This is a genomic window from Porphyromonas sp. KLE 1280 (assembly GCF_000700805.1).
GTDB classification, from domain to species: Bacteria; Bacteroidota; Bacteroidia; order Bacteroidales; family Porphyromonadaceae; genus Porphyromonas; species Porphyromonas pasteri.
This window is the reverse complement of record NZ_KL362962.1, coordinates 845,242-867,767: the sequence shown is the minus strand read 5'-3', so window position 1 is coordinate 867,767 and position 22,526 is coordinate 845,242. Positions and strand designations below refer to the sequence as shown.

Here is a 22,526-nt window from a genome sequence, read left to right as displayed (position 1 = left end):
TATTACGGATGGAGAGCCGAAGCACGCACCTTATGTATTCAGGTCGCTACCGTATCGGGGAGAGCATAATAAAAAGCCACGGGCGCGCTACGATGAAGTAGCGTGCCCGTGGCTTCTTGGTCTTCGCCTGTAGGAGGCGAAAGGGAGGGTGTGTGGGCTTAGCCTTCGGCCTCTTCGTCGAGGAGGTTCTGGCTATAGCCGACGAGGTGGCGGAGGTTGCCGAGGAGCTCGTTGGTCTCGATGAGGACGTTGAGGTAGACCATCGAGGCACGCAGGTCCTCACGACGGCCCTTGTGAGCACGCTTCATCTGGGTCTTACGCATATCCTTGACGATCGCACGTAGCTCCTTACCCATGTTCTTCGCCTTCTTGGCGTCCTCCATGCGCTTGCTGGAGATGAGCTGGTGGACCTGTGCGATGTAGTCGATGACGCGGTCACGGATGGGGGCGAACTCAGCGCGGTACTCCTCGGGGATGGGGTTGTAGTTGTTGTCTACGTGCTCTACCGCTACCTCCGTAGCACGCTCGAGGGCGTAGATCATTTGCAGACAGCTATTGGCACCGAGGTGGAACCACATGTTCTTCTCCAGCATGTCTTCGTCGCTGGCCATGCGTCTCAGCCCGATAGTCTCCTTACGGCGCATCGTCTTGAAGGCACGCTTGTGCTCATCGAGATGGTGCATGGTCTTCTTCAGACGGCGCAGATCTTCGCTGAAGAGGCCATTGGTCAGGTCGAGGTAGTCCTGGCTGACGTGGTCAAGCAGGCCGATCTGATTCTGACGGACGTGCTCAGAGAGCAGGCTCCACATCGTCGTAGGATCTTCGGCATTGAGGATAGCGACGAAGAGCTCATCATCAGCATCACCCTTCTTGCGACGGATGAGATGGCTATTGAAGAGCAGGAAGAGCGCCACCGCGATTAGGGCGATCATAGCGATGAAGCCACCATAGCGCATGATCGTAGCGATGATGATCGCGATGATGAAGGCCGCACCAGCCGTGATGAACCAGCCACCGATGACCGACATCACACCCGTCACACGACCGACGGCACTCTCACGACCCCAAGCGCGGTCTGCGAGCGACGTACCCATACCTACCATGAAGGTGACGTACGTCGTGGAGAGAGGGAGCTTGAAGGAGGTACCGAGTGCGATGAGTAGCCCTGCCAGGACGAGGTTCACCGAAGCACGCACGAGGTCGAAGGCTGCACCAGGCTCCATCGTGAGCTCCTGCTTATTGAAGCGGGAGTCGATCCATGTGCGAGCCTTCTGTGGTACGGCACGCTCGAGGACGGAGCCGATAGCACTGCTGGTACGCACGAGACCACGGGCGATACGGGATGAGCCGAAGGTCTCTTCCCCATCGTCTTGGCGGGAGAGGTTCACCGAGGTCTTGATGACATTCTGCGCGCTCTTAGAGAAGAAGAGAGCCAGCGTCATGATGATACCCGAGCCGAGGAGGAAGATATAGGGCGTCTTGGCGGGGAGGTTATTCGCCCCCATGAGGTAGGTGTCGTAGGCCCCATTCCCGTTGGCCATATAGTCCTGATAGGCGGAGAGCCCCGAGAGAGGTACCCCGATGAAGTTCACGAGGTCATTACCAGCGAAGGCCAGCGAGAGGGCCAGCGTACCCGCCAGGATAATGATCTTGAGGATATTCACGCCGCACCAGTGTAGGACCTGCATGATGATCGAGAAGCCGATGAGGCAGCCGATGACGAGCTCCAGTGTGTGGCTGTTGACCCAGTCCTTGTAGGCAAAGGTCGACTCCTCAAGCCCCTTGATGAGCATGAAGTAGACGATGGCGGTCAGGGCGATGCCCCCGAAGATACCAGCGAGGTAGGGGAGGGTCTTCTTATAGTTGAAGGAGAAGCACACACGCGTGATCCACTGCACCACCGAGCCGAAGAAGAAGGCCACAGCTACCGAGAGGAAGATAGCGATGATGACCTGCAGGGCCTTGGTGGCATTCAGCATATCCAGCATCTGGAGGCTGGGGTCGTCAAAACCCTTGAGCACCGACATACAGAAGGAAGCCCCGAGGAGCTCAAAGACCATGGAGACGGTCGTCGAGGTCGGTAGCCCGAGTGTATTGAAGATGTTGATCAAGATGATGTCGGTGACTACCGCGGCCAAGCAGATGGTCATGACCTCTTGGAAGGTGAAGTAGGCGGGGTTGTATATCCCATTGCGCGCTACGTCCATCATCCCATTACTTAGGGAGGCTCCGAGGAAGATCCCCACGGCTGCGACGCCGAGGATGACCTTGAACGGGGCTGCCTTCGCCCCGATAGCGGAGTTGAGGAAGTTCACCGCGTCATTGCTCACCCCTGCTACGAGGTCGAAGCAGGCGAGGATGATCAAGAAGGCGAGGATACAGATAAAGATAATGTCCATTACAGATAGCTGATAGGATTCGTGATCGTCGTGGAGAGGGAATTAGGAGGGATTAGAGAAGAGGGGGAGGTCGGCAGTGTCCGCCTCGTCAGTGGAGGCGGCGGGCTGCTCTCCTTCGTGGGGCTCGATGAGGGCGAGGAATTCGTCCTCGGAGAGTATGGTGATGCCCAGGTCGGTGGCCTTAGCGAGCTTTGCTGGGCCCATGTTGGCACCGGCCAAGACGTAGCTGGTCTTGCTGGAGATGGATGAAGCGATCTTCCCCCCGAGGCTCTCGATGAGCGCCTTGTACTCTTCGCGGGAGTAGTGGGTGAAGACGCCACTGATGACGAAGGCCTTGCCCGAGATCGCAGCATGATCGGTCGTCGGGAGTGGCTCTTCCTCGGGGCGACGGCTCAGAGGAAGCCCCAGACGCTGGAGCTCCGAGATGAACTCCCTATTCTCGGGTGAGGCGAAGTAGTGGACGAGGCTCTCGGCGATGACCGCACCGATGTCGGGGATAGCCGTGAGCTCCTCGAAGGTCGCTGCGCCTAAGGCCTGGATATCCGCATAGCGCTGCACGAGCGTCTTAGCTACCGTCTCGCCCACGAAGCGGATGCCGAGCCCGAAGAGTAGGGCACGGAAGGGGCGCTCCTTGGAGGCCTCGATGCTCTCCAGCAGGCGGGTCGCACTGCGCTCCTTGAAGCCTGGGAGCTGCAGGAGATCCTCCAGCTTCAGGCGGTAGAGGTCGGCGATGCTGCGCACGAGTCCGTGGGTGAAGAGGAGGTCGATGGTCTCCGCTCCGAGACGTATGTCAGCAGCCTTGCGCCCAGAGAAGTGCTCGATACGAGCCGTCTGCTGTGGGGGGCAGGTCGCTTGGTTCGTGCAGTAGTAGGCGGCTTCTCCTTCGTTTCGCTCAAGGGGAGAGCCACAGGCGGGGCAGTGGCTGGGGAAGATGACGGGCTGAGCATCGCTGGGACGCTCCTCGGTGACGACGCCGACGATCTTCGGGATGATCTCACCGCCCTTCTCTACGAGGACCTGATCATCGATGTGTAGGTCGAAGGCTTCGATGAAGTCAGCGTTGTGAAGCGAGGCACGGCGCACGGTCGTGCCCGAGAGGGCCACGGCATCAAGATTGGCCACAGGTGTGACAGCACCCGTACGCCCGACTTGGAAGTCTACGGAGATGAGACGCGTCTTAGCCTGCTCGGCTTGATACTTGTAGGCGATAGCCCAGCGTGGGGTCTTCGCCGTATAGCCCAGCTCCTCCTGCTCGGTGATGGAGTCGACCTTGAGCACGACGCCATCGGTCGCAACGGGAGCATTGGCACGTGCCTCCTCCCAGTAGTCGAGGAAGGATAGGACCTCCTCCAGCGAATGGCAGCGGCGGGTAGCCTCCGAGATCTTCAGCCCCCAGCTCTTACAGAGTTGCAGACGCTCGTAGTGACTGTCGGGGAGACTGGGCTGCCCAGGTACGTAGTAGAGGTAGGCATCAAGTCGGCGCTCAGCTACGATCGCAGGATCGAGCTGCTTGAGCGTACCGCTGGCGGCATTGCGAGGATTAGCGAAGAGGGGGAGGTCAGCACGATGACGCTCGGCATTCAGTCGGTCGAACTCTACGAAGGGTAGGAGGATCTCCCCACGCACCTCAAGGCTCTCGGGATAGCCCGTGCCACGCAGTCGGAGGGGGATGGAGCGGATCGTGCGCACATTAGCCGTCACATCATCGCCCATCTGTCCGTCGCCACGGGTGACAGCACGGGTCAGTAGTCCCTTCTCATAGGTTAGGGAGATCGAGAGTCCGTCGTACTTCAGCTCCGCAACGATGGTGAAGGGCTTGCCACCCAAGTCCTTCGAGACACGCTCGTAGAACTCCCGAACATCGTCGTAGCTGTAGGTGTTGCCCAGCGAGAGCATGGGGTAGCGGTGCGCTACCTGTGTGAAGCCCTCGGTGCGGTCACGGCCGACACGCTGGGTAGGTGAGTCGGGGGTGATGAGCTCGGGATGCTCCGCCTCCAGGCGCTCCAGCTGCTTGAGCAGTTGGTCGAAGTCGTAGTCCGAGATGGTGGGAGCGGAGAGGACGTAGTAGGCGTAGTTGTGCGCCTCGATCTCCTCTCGTAGTCGCTGGATCTCTGTGGCTATGGGTGCCATATCTGATAGTAATGGAGGTCCTCGTAGTGGTTGTCTTGCCAGTGCCAGCGGGGGAGCGTGGCGGTATGCTCGAAGCCGATGCTGCGGAGCATCTGCTGGGAGGCTTCGTTGGAGGCTAAGACCTCGGCATAGACTTGCTCACAGCGGAGCTTGTCGAAGGCGTAGCGTAGGGCTAAGCGGATGGCTTCGGAGCCTATCCCCGTCTTGCGAGCCTCACGGTCGATATAGATACCGACGCCCAGACGGCGATGGATGGGGCTGTAGTCGTAGAGGACGAGATGCCCCAGTGCCGAGCTAGTCTTGAGCCCTTCGATGATGAGACTCATCGAGCCCGTCTCGAGGATATGCGTGGACGAGGCTGTGATGTAGCGCTGGATGAAGTCGGAGGAGAGGGGATTGATCGTGCCGCTGGAGTACCAGCCCTCGAGGTCATTCTCCCAGCTGAGTAGCAGCGGGAGATCTTCCTGCGATAGGGCGCGGAGCTGTATGTGCTCGCCCGGGATGCCGATAGCCTGCGTGTGCATGGGGTCAGAAGCTTAGCGACTGATCGAAGTCCGTGCGGGTGAGGATGGAGCGGCCGAGTGTCACTTCGTCGGTGTACTCGATCTCATCTCCGATGGCTACACCGCGTGCGATGACCGAGAGGCGTACGTCCAGCCCCGCGAGGCTGCGGTAGATGAAGAAGTTCGTCGTGTCCCCCTCCATCGTCGTGCCCAGCGCCAAGATGACCTCACGGACACTGCCACTGCGTACCCGATCGATGAGCTCGGGGATCTTCAGATCGTCGGGACCAATGCCGTCAATAGGGGAGATGACTCCGCCGAGGACATGGTAGACACCACGGTACTGACCTGTATTCTCGATAGCCATCACATCGCCTACGTGCTGTACGACGCAGACGGTGGAGCTATCACGCTGGGGGCTGGAGCAGATCGGGCAGAGCTCGGTATCACTGATGTTGTAGCACTGCCGGCAGTAGACGATACCATCTCGCATATCTACGAGGGCATCGGCGAAGGTATGGGTATCGATCGGGGGGCGTGAGAGCAGGTGTAGTGCCAAGCGTAGAGCGGTCTTGCGCCCTACCCCTGGGAGGGTAGAGAGCTGCTCTACGGCTCGCTCGACGAGCTTGGACGGGTAGGCGTTCATCGTATCGGGTCTCGCTCTCAGTAGAGATAAAGCCCGCAGAAGATACCCTGAGTACTATCGCTATGGGATAGGGTAGAGATCTTCTACGGGCTTTATCGTAGGTTATTCTTCGAGGGCCTCGATTTCGTTGCCATCCTTGTCTACGAACTTGTAGTCGAGGAAGCCGAGGCTCTGATTGGGGGTCACACGTATACCGCGAGCTATCTGGAGCTTCCAGCGGCGGGCGATGGACATGAAGAACCCCTTGGTGAGGTAGGCGGCCACGTAGGGATGTACGTGGACGTTGATGTAGGACGTATCTAAGCGTGGAGCTAAGTCACGGAGCTTTTCTTCGAGCTGATCGGTGAAGAGGATAGAGGACTTCATCTTCCCTGTGCCAAGGCACGTGGGGCATGTCTCATCCGTATTGATCTGGGTGGCGGGGCGCACACGCTGACGGGTGATCTGCATCACGCCGAATTTGCTCAGCGGTAGGATATTGTGTCGCGTGCGGTCACCCTCCATCAGCTTGACCATGTGCTCATAGAGGAGCTGACGATTCTTCTGGTCATGCATGTCGATGAAGTCGACGACGATGATACCACCCATATCTCTCAGGCGGAGCTGACGAGCGAGCTCTTCGGCTGCGATGAGATTGACGTCGATCGCTGTGCCCTCCTGCTCGGTGCTCTTACGGGAGCGGTTGCCACTATTGACATCCACGACGTACATGGCCTCGGTCTGCTCGATGATCAGGTAAGCACCACTCTTGCAGGTGACAGTACGCCCGAAGGACGCCTTGATCTGCTTGGTGACATTCTTCTCATCGAAGATGGGGAGGTTCCCCGTATAGAGGCGGACGATATCTTCACGCCCAGGGGCTATCTGACGGACATACTCGCGTATCTCCTCGTAGTAGGCCTTGTCGTTGACGTGGATGCTCTGGAAGGAGGGGTTGAAGGTGTCGCGCAGGATGCCTAAGGCACGGCTGGACTCTTCGTAGACGATCTTTGGGGTCTTGGTGATCTTGGGGAGCTTCTGTATGCTCTCCTCCCAGCGTCTGAGCAGACGGCTGAGCTCCTGATCGAGCTCGCTGGCTCGCTTACCCTCGGCCGAGGTGCGGATGATCACGCTGAAGTTCTTAGGCTTCATGCTGAGGATGAGCTGCTTGAGGCGTGCTCGCTCCTCGTGTGATTCGATCTTGGCGCTGACGGATACCTTGTCGGAGAAGGGGACGAGGACGAGGTTTCGCCCTGCGATGGATATCTCAGCCGAGAGGCGTGGCCCCTTCGTGGAGATAGGCTCCTTGACGACTTGGACGAGGACATTCTGCCCAGCCTTCAGGTAGTCAGCGATCTTCCCATCCTTTGGTAGGTCAGGGAAGGTGGGGATCTTGCTCAAGGAGGGTACTGCCTTGGTCTTCTCGATTTGCTCGAGGAAGCGCTGCTGCGCTTGGTAGATCATCCCCAGGTCGAGGTAATGAAGAAAAGCATCCTTCTTATATCCTACATCGACGAATGCTGCGTTGAGGCCAGGCATCACCTTCTTGACGCGTCCGAGATAGATATCTCCGACGGCGAATGCCAGGTCACGACGCTCGCGCTGGAGCTCTACCAGTCGTTGGTCTTCTAGTAGAGCCATCGAGATCTCCTTGGCGGAGACGTCGACGATCAGTTCACTGTTCACTTGGCGGATTCGTTAATGATAGTAGAGTAAAAAAGGAAGTAGTATAAAGTGTACGGGGGCAAGGCATACGTCTTGTGAACTGCCCTACCCCCGCGCATGTGACATTACTTCTTCTTATGTCTGTTCTTCTTGAGTCTCTTCTTACGCTTGTGCGTAGCCATCTTATGGCGCTTTCTTTTCTTTCCGCTTGGCATAGCTGCTTTTGATTATATGGTTATTTACTATAGTTCGACTTTCGATCCACTACTTGACCTTGGAGGCGAAGAGCTTCGAGGGCTTGAAGGCAGGGATGCGGCGCTTGGGGATGATGATCGTAGTCTTCTTCGAGATATTGCGAGCAGTCTTCTCTGCGCGCTCCTTGATGATGAAGCTACCGAAGCCACGGAGGTAGACGTTTTCTCCACGTACCAGAGAGTCCTTGACTGACTCCATGAACGCCTCTACCACTGCCAGAGTAGTCTCTTTATCTACTCCCGTGCTCTTGGCGATATCACTCACCACTTCTGCTTTCGTCATAGTTGATGAAATATTTTAATTGTATGAATATCATTCTTTTTGCCCTGCAAATATACGGTAAATCTTCGAATATGCAAGGTGTACTTAGCATTAGAGAGCGGGGTAGAGACAGTACCTCCACCCCGCTTCCTTATACTTTATTTTACCTTCTACTTGCTTACTTGAGGCTCTTGAAGTAGGCGTCGAGGAGGCGCTGAGCTCCGACGAAGGAGGAAAGACGGTCTGAGAGGATGTCGCTCTCGACCTCGGGGCGTAGGCTTTGAATAGCCTCACTCTGGTAGAAGGAGCTCTTCAGTGCCTCATTGATGCTCTCGTACATCCACCACTTGGCCTGGCGCTGGCGCTTCTCTTCGAAGTAGCCTGAGTCCGTGGCGAAGTGTCGGTACTCATCGACCATATCCCAGATCTCCTTGATGCCGAGGCCGTAGAAGCCGGAATAGGTGAGGACTTTGGGACGCCAACCTGACTCTGTCGCGGGGAAGAGGTGGAGGGCATTGCGGAAGTGGGTGGCAGCAAGGTTAGCCTTGTCAATGTTATCGCCGTCGGCCTTGTTGATGACGATAGCATCAGCCATCTCCATGATACCGCGCTTGATCCCCTGCAGCTCGTCACCCGTACCAGCCAGCTGGATGAGGAGGAAGAAGTCTACCATAGAGTGTACAGCCGTCTCACTCTGACCGACGCCGACGGTCTCGACGAAGATCGTATCGAAGCCTGCGGCCTCGCAGAGTACGATCGTCTCACGCGTCTTACGAGCTACGCCACCGAGTGACCCTGCCGAAGGGCTGGGGCGGATGAAGGCATTCTTCTCGCGGGAGAGCTGCTCCATACGGGTCTTATCCCCGAGGATACTACCACCAGAGCGCTCGCTGCTGGGGTCGATAGCGAGGACTGCCAGACGTCGACCCTGCTTGACGAGGTGCATCCCGAAGGTGTCGATCGAGGTACTCTTCCCTGCACCTGGTACCCCCGTGATACCGATACGCATAGACTTCCCAGCGTGGGGGAGGCAGCGCTCGATGATCTGCTGGGCGATGGCTTGATGGTCGGGGCGGTTGCTCTCGACGAGCGTCACGGCCTGACTGAGGCAGGTGATGTCGGAGCGGAGGATGCCTTCGACGAATTCGTCCACCGTGTAGGTACGGCGAGCTACGCGTCGAAGGTTGGGATTGACCATGGGCTGGGCTGCCACGCCTTGATTGACCTTGAGCCCGAGGTAGGCTGGATCATTCTCCGGGTGGTGTAGAAGCTCTTCGTTGATGTCCATATCGCTTGCTTTGAATAGTGCTTGTTTTGTGTCGGTGGTAAAGGGGCACGGGATAAGGTCGTCCCCATACTCGCGCTTTCCTTTGTCAAAGGTACGTAATTTCGTCCTGTGCCACACCCCCATTCCTTATATGTAGTTGGGGACTCCTAATAAAGCACGCGGGGTGGACCAATATTGGTCCACCCCGCGTGCTTTATCTTTTGTCTTGCTCTTGGTTAGTGCTTAGCCAGCTTCATGAAAAGCTTGGTTGAGCGATTTAGGATGGGCTGGAAAAGTGCTCCGAGCAGTAGAGCGCTGATGAGGAAGGTCAGGACGCTTTGGTAGGGGGAGAAGTGGAGCTTCTCTGCCAGTGCAAGCCCCAGCTGGCGTACGATCGGGTGGCTGACGAAGATCGCTGCGGAGATACCACCGACCCAGGCGAGAGGTTTATTCACACTCTGCGGAAGGAGTTGGGTGCATGAGATGCCGAGAGCACAGACGAAGATCGGAGTCGTGATCCATGGCAGGAAGGAGAGGCTTGTCACGAAGATCAGTGTGATCGAGGCTAGGGCAATGATTCCGTATGCTGTCTTGCTTAGCTGGATATCCTCTTCATAGCGCGCATAGAGGAGGCCAAGGCCGAAGGGTAGGACACTCCCGACGAAATTGGTACGTAGCCACGTCATGACAGCTCCATCAGGGGTGACGAAGGCTTGAGCGATGCTACACACTAAGATTGCTCCGACGATCACGCCCCACGAGCGACGGAAAAGGAGCAGACGATAGACGACATAAAGCTGGAGCATGAGCCCGAAGTACCAATAGGGCCCTGGGGCAAAGGTGTCAAAGGAGCAAATCTGGAGATTGCAGAGCATTGTGAGCTGGCTCAGTACTCCGAAGATCGTAGAGGCGGGATAGCTTACGTAGAAAGCATTTAGCAGGAGGTATGCCGCATACCCCACGATACACATTGAGAGGAGCTTGAGGTAGTGCGTCCAGATGAAGGGGAGGGGGCGGACTTCCTTGGTCGTGCGTCCATACTTCTTCTCCAGACCGTAGGCGCTGAGGAAGACAAAGATCACGACGCCATAGTGCCCAAAGAAGGAGAAAAGCTGTAGGGGGAGTCTTTCGTCGGGGTGTGATAGGTAGTCCAAGAGCTTCGAGACGTGCCATGACTGGTACATAAACTCGTTCTCGAAGATCGCTCCATGCATCCAGTGCGTATAGTTGTGGAGGATGATCGAGAGGATGGCCAAGCCTCGTAAGACCTGACTATTGAGATTGATTGATTGAGATGAATTAGAAGATACCGCCGACTGATGGGGCATATACTACTTGAGGTAAAGGATGATGATAGCGAAGCACTGCGAAGTGCGTACGCCGAGGAGGACTGAAGCCGATAGATCTAATTTAGATGTACCGACCTCTATAAAGGGAACGTAGCCTCACGGCTATTTAATCTATACAGGGCTAAATATAATTCTCAGCGGAGTCAGAGCTACGATGAGAGTCCAATATCAGCGGACTTTCTTAGTGCCCCCGCAGGTCTGCGAATTGTTGCGATATGCTGATACTTATCTGATTGGGGAGGGACTTTGTGCCACTGCCCCTTAAGGTAGCTACAAAGCAACCCCAGTGTAAGTGTCTGCACTTACACTGGGGCTGATGTCTTTGTGCTATGGAGTCATACTTACAGCTGGCGTACGAGTTCGCTGAAGATGCGGCCCATACGGTCGGAGGCTGCATTGGCGGCGCGTACGACGTCGTCACCATCGTTGACGAAGTCATCATCGAAGTGCCAGCCTTCGTTGGTGATGACCGACATACCGAAGACGCGGATACCAGCGTGGCGTGCGACGATGACTTCGGGTACGGTGCTCATACCGATAGCGTCGCCACCCGAGCGAGACCAGTAGGTATACTCAGCAGGGGTCTCATACGAGGGACCCGTGAGACCAACGTACACACCTTCGTGGACGTGGATGCCGAGCTCCTGAGCGATGGCCTTCGCCTTCGTGATGAATTCGCGGTCATAGGGGCGCGTCATATCAGGGAAGCGTGGGCCGAACATCTCGACGTTGGGGCCGATGAGCGGGTTGGGGAGATTGTTGATGTGGTCGCGGATGATCATCAGATCACCTACGCGGAAGGTCTGGTTGATGCCACCTGCGGCGTTGGAGACGAGGAGGTTCTCGATACCGAGGAGCTTCATCACGCGGATGGGGAAGGTGACCTGCTCCATAGGGTAGCCTTCGTAGTAGTGGAAGCGCCCCTGCATGCACAGCACGGTTACGCCCGAGAGGGTACCAGCGATGAGATTCCCCTTATGGCCGATAGCCGTAGAGTGTGAGAAGTGGGGGATCTGTGTGTAGGGGATGATGGTGGGATTCTCGAGCATGTCGCCGAGCTTGCCAAGGCCGCTACCGAGGATGATGGCGGTCTTGATATCCTTTGGCAGGCGTGATGCCAGGTAGTTGGCCGCCTCGTGATAGTGTTGGTCGAGCATAATAATAGGGATATATCTTGCCGAATATTGCGAATAGTATTTGCCTCAAGGGCAAAACAAATATAGCAATAATCGGGGAAGGGAGACGGCGCTATCTACTCCTTCTCTTCCACGGTGGAGTTGTAGGGTACCAGCTTCAGCTCCCCGCTTTCGTATTCGGCAAGGAATATATCTGCAGCAGACTCATATCCCATCTTTTGCAGCTCCTCGGCGAGCCACTCTTCGGTGCGGTCTACGTCATCCAGCACGCTGGTCTGTACGATGCCATCTGTGATGACAGGGTACTTGGGGTTCTCCTCGCCTCTCAGGACGATGATGAGCTCTCCATTCTGCTCGAAGACAGCTCGCTTCACGTCACGGATGTGGTAGACCCCCTCGCGGCGTAGCTTGAATGCCACTTCGTTCGCCGTGATCTTAGCCTTACGGCAAGCCTCTACATCAAGGACCCCGTGCTTGATGAGGACAACAGGAGCACCATCGATGAATCTCTTGATGCTATGGTTCTTCGTCTTGAGTCGTCGCAGGCCGATGATGAGGGAGGCCCAGATAGCGAGGACGGCTGCAAACTGGAGGATCGAGATGGCTGGGCTATAGATGATCCCACCGATGATCCCCCCGAGTACATAGTTCTGCACCTGGTCTATCGCAGAGGTTGGTGCCAGATTGCCCTTGCCGGACTTGTTGATGACGAGGACAATGGCAAGTAAGCCGAGGAGTAGCTTTAGGAAGACGTTCAGATAGAAGAGGTCATCCGACTGGAGGTAGGAAAGTGCTGTCATATTATATGAATGAGGTGAGATTGATTAGACTGCTGTTAGAATGAGATGTCGAGGCCGGCATCGACTACATTGTAGTCCTTACGTATGTCTACGATGGGGTCTGTATCATAGATCAGGCGGTAGGCGCCTCGTATCCCGATGGAGGGCGTGATGTTGTACTTGAGGTCGACGGCACCTCCGAAGCGGGCCTTCTTGAAGTAAGTGTCAGGAGTAGCTTGATGGATGGCTGTCGTCGTGAGCTCCCAGTGCTCGCCGATCTTATTCCGCATGCTGAGCGAGAGATGGCTCTTGATGCGGTGGCTGTAGGCATACTTGGGGCCATTCGCAGCGGGCATCGGGCGCTCCCACTCTTCGTATTCGTAGAATAAACCCAGTGTAGCGAACATGAGGGTCGTGGAGGAATTCAGCAGACGATAGCGCGACTGAATCCCCGTAGAGAACTTAAAGACCATCCCTCTACTCGCAGCCCACTGAGACTCCGCGTAAGGGTAGACCTCAAAGGCATGGTCCAGCAAGTAGCGGAATTCAGCATGGATGTACCCGCCACTGAGAGTTACCTTCTTGCCATAGGAGGAGAACTCAAACTTATTCATGAGGTTGATCACTCGGCTACGCTTGATGAGCAGGTTGATATTGGCGCTATTGCGTAAGGTGAATACCTCCTCCTTCTCGGTCTGGAAGTTGAGTGAAGGGCTGATCGTCCCCTGGAGTGTCTTCGTGCTATCGATGCTCATCGTCATGTTCTCAGAGAAAAGCATCTGTGCCGACGCGTGGACGGGTGCGAGTAGTATGGCGAGTATATAGAGCAATCGCTTCATATAGGATCTATTGTTCGTTCGTCTTTTGACGCTGTAAAAGTAGAGAAAAAGTGTACGCAGATTTAGCGGAGCGATATACCCAATATATAGGGAGATAGCTAGCATCTAAAATGCCATGATCGCTTGATGAATATATACGTGGGGAGGCTTGGTGTGAAGCGGGCTACTCCATCACCATCTTCTTATTCGACGTGGGGGAGACGACGATGCGAGTACGATGGTCGTCGTAGGTGGGCGCGAAGAAGTTGAAGCGTGGCTGTGTATACTCGGTATGGATGCCGAGGAGATCTACGAGAGCGTGTGTGAGCAGATCCGAGAGGATGCGCTTATCCCGCTGACGGCTGATCTGGCGCCAGAGGTCGGGACGCTCCTCACGGAGCTGCGGGGAGAAGTAGACGAAGAGCGGGATCTCTACGGCTCGGGGCACGAGTGCATGGCCCATCAGCTCGGGGTAGTCTTCGTCGAAGAGCGCATCGCCGTGGTCGGAGAGATAGATGATGAGGGCATTCTCCTCGCGGTAGCGCTCGATGATCTCGTGGATGATGTAGTCGGTATAGAGAAGGCTATTGATGTAGGCTGAGATGACCAGATCCTTAGCTTCTCCCTTGTGGATGGGTAGGCTATCGGATGTGAACTTGTTGAATGCTTGGGGGTATCGCTCTTTGTAGGTCATGTGCGAACCCATAAGATGGACGATCTGGAAGAGTCCTCTGGGGGAGCTCATTCGGAGACTATCTGATAGGTCTCGATGATGAAGGAGAAAGGGGAGTATGACTTCATCAAACAAGTCGGGGCGATTTGCTACACCTTCTCCGCCCAGTCCTTTGAAGAAGGCCGGATTGCCCGTGAGGATATCTGCCTGTCTACCCAGTAGGTTAGACATCGAGTACTTACCTGTGATTTCTTGATTTGCGATCCAGGCTGTAGCATACCCTGCTTGACGGAGCACATTAATAATCGAAGGGAACTTATACCAGGGCTTTTCGCCTTGCTCCTGAGTGTAGAAGGTCAGTGAACGCGTATTGGAGAGGATCGTTGCTGAGGCTGGCGATACAACATTGGAGAATGGTATAAGCTCCTGAGCCTGAATTAGACTGTCTGCATAGGGGGTGTTCTGCAGAGGATAGCCATAGCAGTGCATACTGCTACGACGGGCTGATTCTCCGAGGATGAGGATGATGTTGAGTGGAGCCTTAGATATGGGGTTAATGACGACTCTATTGAGCTTGTGCTGGGAGCGGCGTATCGTGTCCAGCTCTGCAGCGATATGCTTCATCGCTTTGTGAGCACTAAGGGTATTGAAGATCATGCGATCAATACCAGCGTATTGGAGTCCTCCGAAGTTGTAGTGCCGACGACATAGACGGAGGTTACTATAGATGTTTTCGAGACCCACGAAGAGGGAGAGAAGTGTAATCGTAAGGCTGCAGCACAGGGTGATGCAGGAGGGATACTTCTTCCTGAAGACGAGGGATGCTACGAAGGCAATGACGACGGCAGGCGTGAGCTGGCCGAGCACGCGGAGGGCTTGCTCGGCCGTGATGCTGTCGAGGAATTCACTGCCCTCACGCCAGTTGGTCGAGAGCATGATCTGCGCCAAGTCCATGTTGTAGGTCACATGGTAGAGCCCGATGAGGTAGAGCTCGTAGGCCGAGAGGGTGAGGACGACGATGGAGAAGAGAAGCCCGAGCGTGCGGGTCAGCCACTTCCACGGGGAGAGGGCGAAGAGGAGGGTCAGGAGGCTCGCCCAGCCCCCGATGCGAAGGAGCTGGCTGAGGACCAGCGGGAGCACTTCGCCCGAGGGCACCTCGGTTTGATAGGGTAGATAAGCCAGTAGCACACGCAGCTGGGCGAGGAAGACTAAGACGAAGAGCCAGAGACGCTCGCTTAGTCGCCTGACGAGGGCTGCGTGTGCTACTCGGTGAAGTATGGAGGGAAGTCCTCGCATTTATCTGTGCTTACTGAAGAGACGCTGGGCTACCTCGCGGGCTTCTGCGATGATAGCTTCCTGTCCTGGCACGTGCTTGTCACGCATGAGGATGCGCCCATCGACGATGACGGTGTCGATGCAGCTGCTACCCGAGGTAGCATAGACGAGGTTCGACGTGAGGTCATTCAGCGGCACGAGCTCAGGCGTATTGAGGTCGACGAGGCAGACGTCTGCCAGGCGTCCCTCTTCGATGCGCCCTGCGTTGAGGTCAAGGATGTCTGCACCCACTGCCGTAGCAGAGGCAAAGATGTCATCAGCCTTGCACGCCGTGCTGTCGAAGCGCCAAGCCTTCCCGAGGAAGGAAGCGAGCTTCATCGCTACGACCATATCGAGGTTGTTCGACGAAGAGCAGCCGTCCGTACCGATACCGATGCGGATGCCACGGCGCTTCATCTCCTCGTACTTGAAGGTGTAGCCGCTGGCGAGCTTCATGTTGGAGGCGGGGTTGTGCACGACGGAGACGTTGTGCTTGGCCAGCAGGTCCATCTCTTCATCATCTACCCAGACGACATGCGCCAGTACGAGGTGCTCGCTGAGGATGCCGAGCTTCTCGAGGTAGCGCACAGGGCTGAGGCCATGCAGGCGGATACATTCCTCTACCTCGCCCTTGGTCTCAGAGAGGTGCAGGTGGATCTTCACGCCGTGCTCTACTGCGAACTGATGGCAGAACTGCAGCTGCTCACCGCTCACCGTATAGATAGCGTGTGGGCCGAGGGTAAAGGTGATGCGGTCGCTGAACTCGCCGAAGCGCTCCATGTACTCATAGCTGCGCTTGCGATCAAGTGCAGCACGCTCGGGGTTGCCTTGGTCGAAGAGCGTGTAGGAGAGATGTGCACGTAGCCCCATCTCTTCGACAGCCTTGGCGGTCTCCAGCGGGTGCATGTACATATCGAGGAAGCAGGTCGTGCCCGAGCGAAGCATCTCGAGGCAGGCGAGCTTGGCGCCGACATAGACGTCATGCGGAGTCATCTGCGCCTCCACGGGCCAGATGTAGTCCTCGAGCCACGTCATCAGCGGTAGGTCATCGCCGTAGCCACGGAAGAGCGTCATCGACGCATGGGTATGCGTATTGATGAAGCCGGGGATGATCGCCTTGTCAGTGCCGTCAAGCACCTCCGCTCCTGCGGGAGCGGAGATACCTGGGGCGATACGAGTGATAAGGTTTCCCTCAATGAGGACGTCGGTAGTCGTCGTCCCGTGGAGGACATTCTTTATTAGGATAGAGGTCATAGATATCTATTCGGGGTGAGGAGCCTATCGCTTGGGGTAAATCTTGTAGAACTCGGCGACGGCTTCGATACCCTTGTAGAAGATATCCAGGGGCATATTCTCGTTGGGCGAGTGGATGGCGTTGCTCTCCAGACCGAAGCCCATGAGGATGGTCTTCACGCCGAAGACGCGCTCGAAGGCTGCGATGATGGGGATACTACCGCCACGACGTACCGCCAGAGGGCGCTTGCCGAAGGCTACTGCGACAGCCTCTTCGGCTGCCTGATAGGCGGGCAGGTCGATGGGGCAGAGGTAGGCTTCGCCGCCGTGCATAGGCGTGACCTTGACGCGGACGTACTTCGGAGCGATGCTCTCGATGTAGTCGATGAAGGCCTGGCTGACCTTGTGGTGGTCTTGGTTGGCTACGAGGCGGCAAGAGACCTTAGCATAGGCCTTGGAGGGAAGGACGGTCTTCGAGCCTTCGCCCTGATAGCCGCCCCAGATGCCGCAGACGTCGAAGGAAGGACGGCAGCTATTACGCTCGAGCGTGTGGTAGCCGACTTCGCCGAAGAGGTCATCGATGTCGAGGAACTTCTTGTACTCCTCTTCGCTGAAGGGGATCTTCGCGATCATCGCGCGCTCTTCATCCGAGAGGGGCACGACGTCATCGTAGAAGTGGGGGATGGTGATACGCCCGTCCTTGTCCTGGACCTGAGCAATGAGCTTACAGAGCTCGTTGATGGGGTTAGCGACAGCGCCGCCGAAGTGGCCGGAGTGCAGGTCGTGGTTGGCACCCGTGACCTCGATCTGCCAGTAGGCCAGACCGCGCAGGCCCGTGGTGAGCGAAGGCGTCTCGGCGCTGACCATACTCGTGTCGGAGACGATGATATTCTCAGCGCGGAGCATCTCGAGATGCTCACGGCAGAACTGCTCGAGGTGCGTCGAGCCGATCTCTTCTTCACCCTCGAGGAGGAACTTCACATTGCACTCGACGAGACCGAGTGCCAGAGCCGTCTCGAAGCCCTTGATCTGGATCATCGACTGACCCTTGTCGTCGTCAGCACCGCGTGCCCAGATGTGGCCGTCACGTACCTCGGGCTCGAAGGGTTCGCTCTTCCACAGCTCAAGTGGCTCGGGGGGCATGACGTCATAGTGTCCGTAGACGAGGATCGTGGGCTTGGAAGGGTCCTTCTCATAGTGCCCGAAGACGATGGGGTTACCTGCCGTCTGGTAGATCTCTACGGTCTGTACGCCGAGTTTCTTGAGGTGGTCACGCCAGTACTCTGCACAGCGCTGCATGTCGGGCTTGTGCTCGCTCTTGGCGCTGACCGATGGGATGCGGATGAGCTCGAAGAGGTCCTCGAGGAAGCGAGCTTCGTGCTCGCGGATATAGTTCTTGATCTGGCTCATAATAGGTATGGGTCCAAGGGGTGAATGTATTTGTATGGGGTAGGGCAAAGGTGTGGGAGGGCTCCCGCTTTGCCCTAATAAAGGTAGCAAAAAACTCTGTCTTGTCTCCGCTACGCCTTGCTTTTCTTCGCCTTGCGTGGGGCTTTGCGGAAGTGGATATCCTCGAGCGTGAAGTAGCGCTTCGAGGGACGCAGGTGCACCTTGACCTCCTCGATGTGGATGGTGGGGTTGAACTTCTCCCCCTCTTCTACGGCGCGGCACTTGAAGGTGGGCATGAGGTGTCCCAGCCGACCATAGTCGACGATGGCGCCCTCCGAGACGAGGTCGCGTGCGGTGTCTGCGGCGAGGTTGAGGACGCTCTGCACCTCCATGTAGTTGAGGGTGGTGTTGCGAGCGACGAGCGAGCAGAAGCGCTCGAAGTCCACCTGGTACCGGCCCGTGAGTCGTGCGACTTGCATGCTCTTACCACGGTGCTTGCCGAAGGTGACTTTCCTCTGGTAGAGGACGTACTGAAGGGTTTTGCTTGTCATAGTACATTGTGTAGTTGGGCGAAGGAGCTGAAGATCCCGAGAGAAAGTCCTTGACTTCGCGAGGTTTGTTCCTTGAGCAAAGGTAGTTACTATCGTTAGAATGCGAAATCTCTTTCGGTTAAGTTCGGTGTTTTTATCGCTTGAGGTTGCGGATTAATACGTATTAATCTGCGAATTAATACGTATAAAATCCCGACTTAATACGTATTAATTGCCGAGTTTATACGTATAAATCTTTGTCTTCATTCGGTTAATCTTCCAGCAACTACCGTTTGAATGGTGGCAAACTCAAGGTAGTTTGCTCGCGAAACTCCTTTACATTCGTCGTCAAGCTCCCCTCCTTTGCTCATGCACTTCCTTTACTTCCTTCGCCTCCTTCCTTTACTCCCTCCATCGACCTCTACGTATCTATACGACTCTATACGACGACACCCCACAAGGTGACTGCCTCCAGAGAAGGCAAGTCCCTTGCGGGGTGTCGTATGTGTGGAGTTAGGCTAAGCCTTAGAGGCGGCGAGCACCGTCAGAGATGACGACGTCGTAGAACTTAGGCTGGATGCCGTACTTGGCTTCGTAGTGCTTCTTGACTTCGGCGATGAAGCTGTCGTGAAGCTCTTCCTTGAGGAGGTTGATCGTGCAGCCACCGAAGCCACCGCCCATGACGCGTGAACCGGTGACGCCGAATTCACGAGCGAGGTCATTGAGGAAGTCGAGCTCTTCGCAGCTCACTTCGTAGAGCTTGCTCATGCCGTGGTGCGTCTCGTACATCTTCTCACCGACGGTCTGGTAGTCACCCTTGTCGAGGGCTTCGCAGACAGCGAGCACGCGCTCGACTTCGCCGATGACGTAGGCAGCACGCTTGTAGTCCTCTTCACTGACTTCATTCTTCACCTCTTCGAGCTGAGCGAAGGAAGCATCGCGGAGGAACTTGATCTCGGGATAGCGCTTAGCGAGGACAGCTACGACATTCTCGCAGCTCTCACGACGCTTGTTGTAGGCAGAGCTGGCCAGCTCGTGCTTGACGCAGCTGTCGACGAGCAGCAGACGATAGCCCTTAGGATCGAAGGGGTGCTCTTCGTACTCGAAGCTCTTACAGTCGAGGCGAAGGAGCTTGCCTGCCTTACCGAAGACCGAAGCGAACTGGTCCATGATACCGCACTTCACACCGCAGTAGTTGTGCTCGGTAGCCTGACCGATCTTCGCCATGTCCCACTTAGAGAGACCGAGAGAGAAGAGGTCATCGAGAGCGAAGGCGAAGGTGCTCTCCAGCGCAGCGGACGAAGACATCCCTGCGCCCAGAGGTACATCGCCTGCGAAGACCGTGTCGAAGCCAGCGATCTTGCCGCCACGCTTCTGGATCTCACGGCATACACCGAAGATGTAGCGTGCCCAGGACTGGCTGGGTGCATCCTCTTCCTTGAGGCCGAACTCAGCAGATTCGCCGAGGTCGAGTGCGAAAGCACGGACGCGGTCCGTACCGTTGGGGCGGATCTCAGCGACCATAGCCTTGTCGATAGCGCCGGGGAAGACGAAGGCGCCGTTGTAGTCGGTGTGCTCGCCGATGAGGTTGATACGGCCAGGAGACGTGTAGAGGGTACCGGCTTCGCCGTAGAGAGATGCGAACTTGTCGCGGATAGCTTGTGTATTCATCTGAGTGATGGAGCTTGATAGGAGTGAGTAAACGTGGTATGATAGCAGTCCCCCTGACGCACTGATGGGGTGCGGGAGGGGGACTGATGAGATTGTCCTTAGAGGACTAAGGGAGCTGGCGAACCTTGTGACCTACGAGAGCGTAGTAGAGGAGGTAAGCTTCACCGATGAGGACGATGATCCAGGTGAACTGCCAACCGCCGAGGCTGTCTGCGAGGAAGCCTTGTACGAGGGGCAGGATAGCACCACCGACGATACCCATCATCAGGGCACCTGAGCCAGCGGACGTGTACTTACCGAGCTTGTCAATAGCCAGTGAGAAGATAGCACCCCACATGACGGAGTGGAAGAGACCAGCACCAGCGAGGAGGTAAGGATTGTTCAGGATCATACCGCCGAGGACTAGGATACCTGCGCCCAGAGAGGTGATGAGGAGCTGCTTGCTGGCGCTGATGCTGCTGAGGAAGCTACCACAGAGACGGCCGACGAGCATCAGACCCCAGTAGATGGTAGCCAGAAGTGCCGCATCCGAAGGCTCGAAGTTGAGGCTCTTACCATAGAGGTTGATGTTGTTCCCGATACAGACTTCGACACCGACATACATGAAGATAGCGACGACACCGAGGGCGAGGTGTGAGAAGCTCCATACGCTCTTTTCGAGGACTTCGCCTTCCTTCTTCTCCGTGCTTGCGATCGCGGGGAGGTGGAGCTTAGAGAGCGCTGCGATAAGACCACCGACGAGGACGATGAGTACGAGGAAGGGGATGTAGAGTGAGCTCAGTGCAATGTCCAGACCGCTCTTACCTGCGAAGATGACCGAAGCCACGAGGATAGGAGCGATGGTAGCCATCGTAGAGTTGGCCGTACCAGCGATAGACTGACGCGTGACACCCGTCGTGCCCTTCACGTCACAAGCGACGATGTAGGGGTTCAGCACTGCCTGCAGGAAGGTCATAGCAGAGCCCGCTACGAAGCCAGCCAGAAGGAAAATGTAGTAGGCTACGGGGATGATGACCTCGTTAGGATCGGTAGCAGCCTGGAACTTTGCGAGGTCTACCGACTCGAAGACATAGGCTGAGAGCTCATACAGTCCGAAGGCAGCGATCAGCCCCAAGAGACCCGTGATTAGGGTGTTCTTATAGCCCTTCTTCTCGATGCACTTGGCGCTGGGGATACCCATAGCGAGGTAGCCGAGGAAGAAAGCGAAGGTGATCAGCGTGGTGAGCGCATTGGTGAGCGAGCCCGATTTCTGCAGGAAAGCGGCCTGCATAGGTGCTTGGAACTGCCCGTTCAGGTTCGTGATCAGACCGACGAGGGCCATGAGCACGACCATGATGATGAACGGCACCAGATAGCTCTGAGTCTGTTTCTGTTGTGTCATTGCTTACTGTTTATGTGAATGGATTTTGTTTGTTAGCTGGCTAAGCTTCGAGCGTGAAGCGGAAGATCGTCGTCGAGCGGAAGGTCTCTCCGGGATTCAGACGCGTCGAAGGGTATTCGGGCTTGTTGGGGCTGTCGGGATAGTGCTGCGTCTCTAAGCAGAGTGCGGCACGTGCCGGATAGCGGTGATCGTGCTTCCCGCGGAGGTTGCCGCTCATCCAGTTGCCCGTGTAGAGCTGTACGCCTGGCTGGTCGGTGTAGACCTCCATGACGATGCCCGTCTTGGGTGAAGAGCAGCGCGAGGCAATCGCGAGCTTGCCCAGCTCCTTGTCCAATATATAGGTGTGGTCATAGCCACGTGCCCAGCGAAGTTGGTCGGTATCCGTGTCGATACGCTCACCGATGAGGTGGGGCGTAGAGAAGTCCATAGGTGTACCTGCTACTGCAGCGGGAGCGCCATAGGGGATAGCCGTCTCGTCGGTGGGGAGGTATTCCTTGGCGAAGATCTCTAAGGTGTGGTCGTGTACCGAAGGATCGCCTTCGCCGGAGAGGTTGAAGTAGGCGTGATTGGTGAGGTTCACTACCGTAGGACGCGTAGTCGTAGCCTCATACTCGATGCAGAGCTCGCCTTCATCAGTGAGTGTGTAGACGACACGTACAGTGAGCCGGCCTGGATAACCTTCTTCGCCGTCGGGGGAAGTGTAGGTGAAGGCGACCTTGTTAGGAGCCAGCTCTTCGCCATCCCAGATGACGGCATTGAAGCCCTTGAGTCCACCGTGTAGGCTGTTGGGGCCATTATTGATGGGGAGCTCATAGCTTGTGCCATCGATGGTGAAATGACCTCGGGCGATACGATTCGCATAGCGCCCGCAGATAGCACCGAAGTAGGCTTCTTCGCTGTGGATATATTCGTCGAGACTGTCGTGCCCGAGGACGACGTCTGTATGACCTGTGCGGCTGGGGACTACGAGAGAGACGAGCTTAGCACCTTGGTTAATGAAGTGCGCTTCGGCTCCTACCTTATTGATCAGAGTGTAGAGCTGGACGGCTTTACCGTCTACGACTCCACGAAAGGCCTCATGGGAGAGCCCGGCTTTATTCTGCTGCATCGTTAGTTTGTAGTTAGTTGGCTGTGAAAGCCACTCAATT

General features: G+C 56.4%; 18 protein-coding genes. All 18 read right to left on the bottom strand.

The annotated features are described in order from the left end of the window. Window positions 1-158: 158 nt before the first annotated feature. The 18 genes from HMPREF1121_RS03340 to HMPREF1121_RS03255 all read right to left on the bottom strand — a co-directional run bounded on the left by HMPREF1121_RS03340 (window position 159) and on the right by HMPREF1121_RS03255 (window position 22,486). Window positions 159-2,399, bottom strand: coding sequence for an inorganic phosphate transporter (locus HMPREF1121_RS03340; protein WP_044114627.1), 2,241 nt, complete (start codon window positions 2,397-2,399; stop codon window positions 159-161). Between the two features lie 42 nt (window positions 2,400-2,441). After that, entirely contained in the window at window positions 2,442-4,529 is a 2,088-nt protein-coding gene (ligA, locus tag HMPREF1121_RS03335; protein ID WP_044114626.1) for an NAD-dependent DNA ligase LigA, read from the bottom strand. Continuing rightward, on the bottom strand, window positions 4,517-5,053 hold the full coding sequence (locus tag HMPREF1121_RS03330) for a GNAT family N-acetyltransferase (RefSeq protein WP_044114625.1): 537 nt from the start codon (window positions 5,051-5,053) through the stop codon (window positions 4,517-4,519). The genes ligA and HMPREF1121_RS03330 overlap by 13 nt, the downstream gene beginning before the upstream one ends. 4 nt (window positions 5,054-5,057) lie before the next feature. Next, complete coding sequence (gene recR / locus HMPREF1121_RS03325) at window positions 5,058-5,678, bottom strand: recombination mediator RecR (protein WP_044114624.1); 621 nt, start codon at window positions 5,676-5,678, stop codon at window positions 5,058-5,060. Window positions 5,679-5,780: 102 nt separating this feature from the next. Continuing rightward, window positions 5,781-7,343 (bottom strand): Rne/Rng family ribonuclease, encoded by a 1,563-nt coding sequence (locus HMPREF1121_RS03320; RefSeq protein WP_044114623.1) that lies wholly within the window; start codon window positions 7,341-7,343, stop codon window positions 5,781-5,783. Between the two features lie 243 nt (window positions 7,344-7,586). Continuing rightward, a complete protein-coding gene (locus tag HMPREF1121_RS03315) occupies window positions 7,587-7,859 on the bottom strand; it encodes an HU family DNA-binding protein (protein WP_009432465.1) in 273 nt (90 codons plus the stop codon). A 157-nt stretch (window positions 7,860-8,016) separates the two neighbouring features. Then, window positions 8,017-9,126, bottom strand: a complete 1,110-nt coding sequence (meaB, locus tag HMPREF1121_RS03310) for a methylmalonyl Co-A mutase-associated GTPase MeaB (protein ID WP_044114622.1) — start codon at window positions 9,124-9,126, stop codon at window positions 8,017-8,019. A gap of 215 nt (window positions 9,127-9,341) precedes the next feature. Further along, window positions 9,342-10,433, bottom strand: coding sequence for an acyltransferase family protein (locus tag HMPREF1121_RS03305; protein WP_084151927.1), 1,092 nt, complete (start codon window positions 10,431-10,433; stop codon window positions 9,342-9,344). A gap of 362 nt (window positions 10,434-10,795) precedes the next feature. Further along, complete coding sequence (locus HMPREF1121_RS03300) at window positions 10,796-11,611, bottom strand: purine nucleoside phosphorylase I, inosine and guanosine-specific (RefSeq protein ID WP_044114621.1); 816 nt, start codon at window positions 11,609-11,611, stop codon at window positions 10,796-10,798. A 95-nt stretch (window positions 11,612-11,706) separates the two neighbouring features. Further along, the gene (locus HMPREF1121_RS03295; RefSeq protein WP_044114620.1) at window positions 11,707-12,390 is read right to left on the bottom strand and encodes a DUF421 domain-containing protein; all 684 of its coding nucleotides are present in this window, start codon (window positions 12,388-12,390) and stop codon (window positions 11,707-11,709) included. A gap of 35 nt (window positions 12,391-12,425) precedes the next feature. Next, the gene (locus HMPREF1121_RS03290; protein WP_044114619.1) at window positions 12,426-13,208 is read right to left on the bottom strand and encodes a DUF481 domain-containing protein; all 783 of its coding nucleotides are present in this window, start codon (window positions 13,206-13,208) and stop codon (window positions 12,426-12,428) included. Between the two features lie 163 nt (window positions 13,209-13,371). Next, a complete protein-coding gene (locus HMPREF1121_RS03285) occupies window positions 13,372-15,156 on the bottom strand; it encodes a phosphoethanolamine transferase (protein WP_044114618.1) in 1,785 nt (594 codons plus the stop codon). Beyond that, the gene (locus HMPREF1121_RS03280; protein ID WP_044114617.1) at window positions 15,157-16,428 is read right to left on the bottom strand and encodes an amidohydrolase family protein; all 1,272 of its coding nucleotides are present in this window, start codon (window positions 16,426-16,428) and stop codon (window positions 15,157-15,159) included. It abuts the gene before it with no gap. 24 nt (window positions 16,429-16,452) lie between these two features. Then, window positions 16,453-17,817, bottom strand: a complete 1,365-nt coding sequence (locus HMPREF1121_RS03275) for a dipeptidase (protein WP_044114616.1) — start codon at window positions 17,815-17,817, stop codon at window positions 16,453-16,455. A gap of 110 nt (window positions 17,818-17,927) precedes the next feature. Next, a complete protein-coding gene (locus HMPREF1121_RS03270; protein ID WP_044114615.1) occupies window positions 17,928-18,347 on the bottom strand; it encodes an HU family DNA-binding protein in 420 nt (139 codons plus the stop codon). A gap of 504 nt (window positions 18,348-18,851) precedes the next feature. Continuing rightward, window positions 18,852-19,997 (bottom strand): galactokinase, encoded by a 1,146-nt coding sequence (galK, locus tag HMPREF1121_RS03265; RefSeq protein WP_044114614.1) that lies wholly within the window; start codon window positions 19,995-19,997, stop codon window positions 18,852-18,854. Between the two features lie 106 nt (window positions 19,998-20,103). Further along, the gene (locus HMPREF1121_RS03260; RefSeq protein ID WP_044114613.1) at window positions 20,104-21,378 is read right to left on the bottom strand and encodes an MFS transporter; all 1,275 of its coding nucleotides are present in this window, start codon (window positions 21,376-21,378) and stop codon (window positions 20,104-20,106) included. 40 nt (window positions 21,379-21,418) lie between these two features. Further along, window positions 21,419-22,486 (bottom strand): aldose epimerase family protein, encoded by a 1,068-nt coding sequence (locus HMPREF1121_RS03255; RefSeq protein WP_044114612.1) that lies wholly within the window; start codon window positions 22,484-22,486, stop codon window positions 21,419-21,421. Window positions 22,487-22,526 lie beyond the last annotated feature (40 nt).

Coding starts and splice junctions, on each gene's coding strand:
- HMPREF1121_RS03340 (WP_044114627.1), bottom strand. CDS start 2,399: ATGGACATTATCTTTATCTGTATCCTCGCCTTCTTGATCATCCTCGCC.
- ligA (WP_044114626.1), bottom strand. CDS start 4,529: ATGGCACCCATAGCCACAGAGATCCAGCGACTACGAGAGGAGATCGAG.
- HMPREF1121_RS03330 (WP_044114625.1), bottom strand. CDS start 5,053: ATGCACACGCAGGCTATCGGCATCCCGGGCGAGCACATACAGCTCCGC.
- recR (WP_044114624.1), bottom strand. CDS start 5,678: ATGAACGCCTACCCGTCCAAGCTCGTCGAGCGAGCCGTAGAGCAGCTC.
- HMPREF1121_RS03315 (WP_009432465.1), bottom strand. CDS start 7,859: ATGACGAAAGCAGAAGTGGTGAGTGATATCGCCAAGAGCACGGGAGTA.
- meaB (WP_044114622.1), bottom strand. CDS start 9,126: ATGGACATCAACGAAGAGCTTCTACACCACCCGGAGAATGATCCAGCC.
- HMPREF1121_RS03305 (WP_084151927.1), bottom strand. CDS start 10,433: ATGCCCCATCAGTCGGCGGTATCTTCTAATTCATCTCAATCAATCAAT.
- HMPREF1121_RS03300 (WP_044114621.1), bottom strand. CDS start 11,611: ATGCTCGACCAACACTATCACGAGGCGGCCAACTACCTGGCATCACGC.
- HMPREF1121_RS03295 (WP_044114620.1), bottom strand. CDS start 12,390: ATGACAGCACTTTCCTACCTCCAGTCGGATGACCTCTTCTATCTGAAC.
- HMPREF1121_RS03290 (WP_044114619.1), bottom strand. CDS start 13,208: ATGAAGCGATTGCTCTATATACTCGCCATACTACTCGCACCCGTCCAC.
- HMPREF1121_RS03285 (WP_044114618.1), bottom strand. CDS start 15,156: ATGCGAGGACTTCCCTCCATACTTCACCGAGTAGCACACGCAGCCCTC.
- HMPREF1121_RS03280 (WP_044114617.1), bottom strand. CDS start 16,428: ATGACCTCTATCCTAATAAAGAATGTCCTCCACGGGACGACGACTACC.
- HMPREF1121_RS03275 (WP_044114616.1), bottom strand. CDS start 17,817: ATGAGCCAGATCAAGAACTATATCCGCGAGCACGAAGCTCGCTTCCTC.
- HMPREF1121_RS03270 (WP_044114615.1), bottom strand. CDS start 18,347: ATGACAAGCAAAACCCTTCAGTACGTCCTCTACCAGAGGAAAGTCACC.
- galK (WP_044114614.1), bottom strand. CDS start 19,997: ATGAATACACAAGCTATCCGCGACAAGTTCGCATCTCTCTACGGCGAA.
- HMPREF1121_RS03260 (WP_044114613.1), bottom strand. CDS start 21,378: ATGACACAACAGAAACAGACTCAGAGCTATCTGGTGCCGTTCATCATC.
- HMPREF1121_RS03255 (WP_044114612.1), bottom strand. CDS start 22,486: ATGCAGCAGAATAAAGCCGGGCTCTCCCATGAGGCCTTTCGTGGAGTC.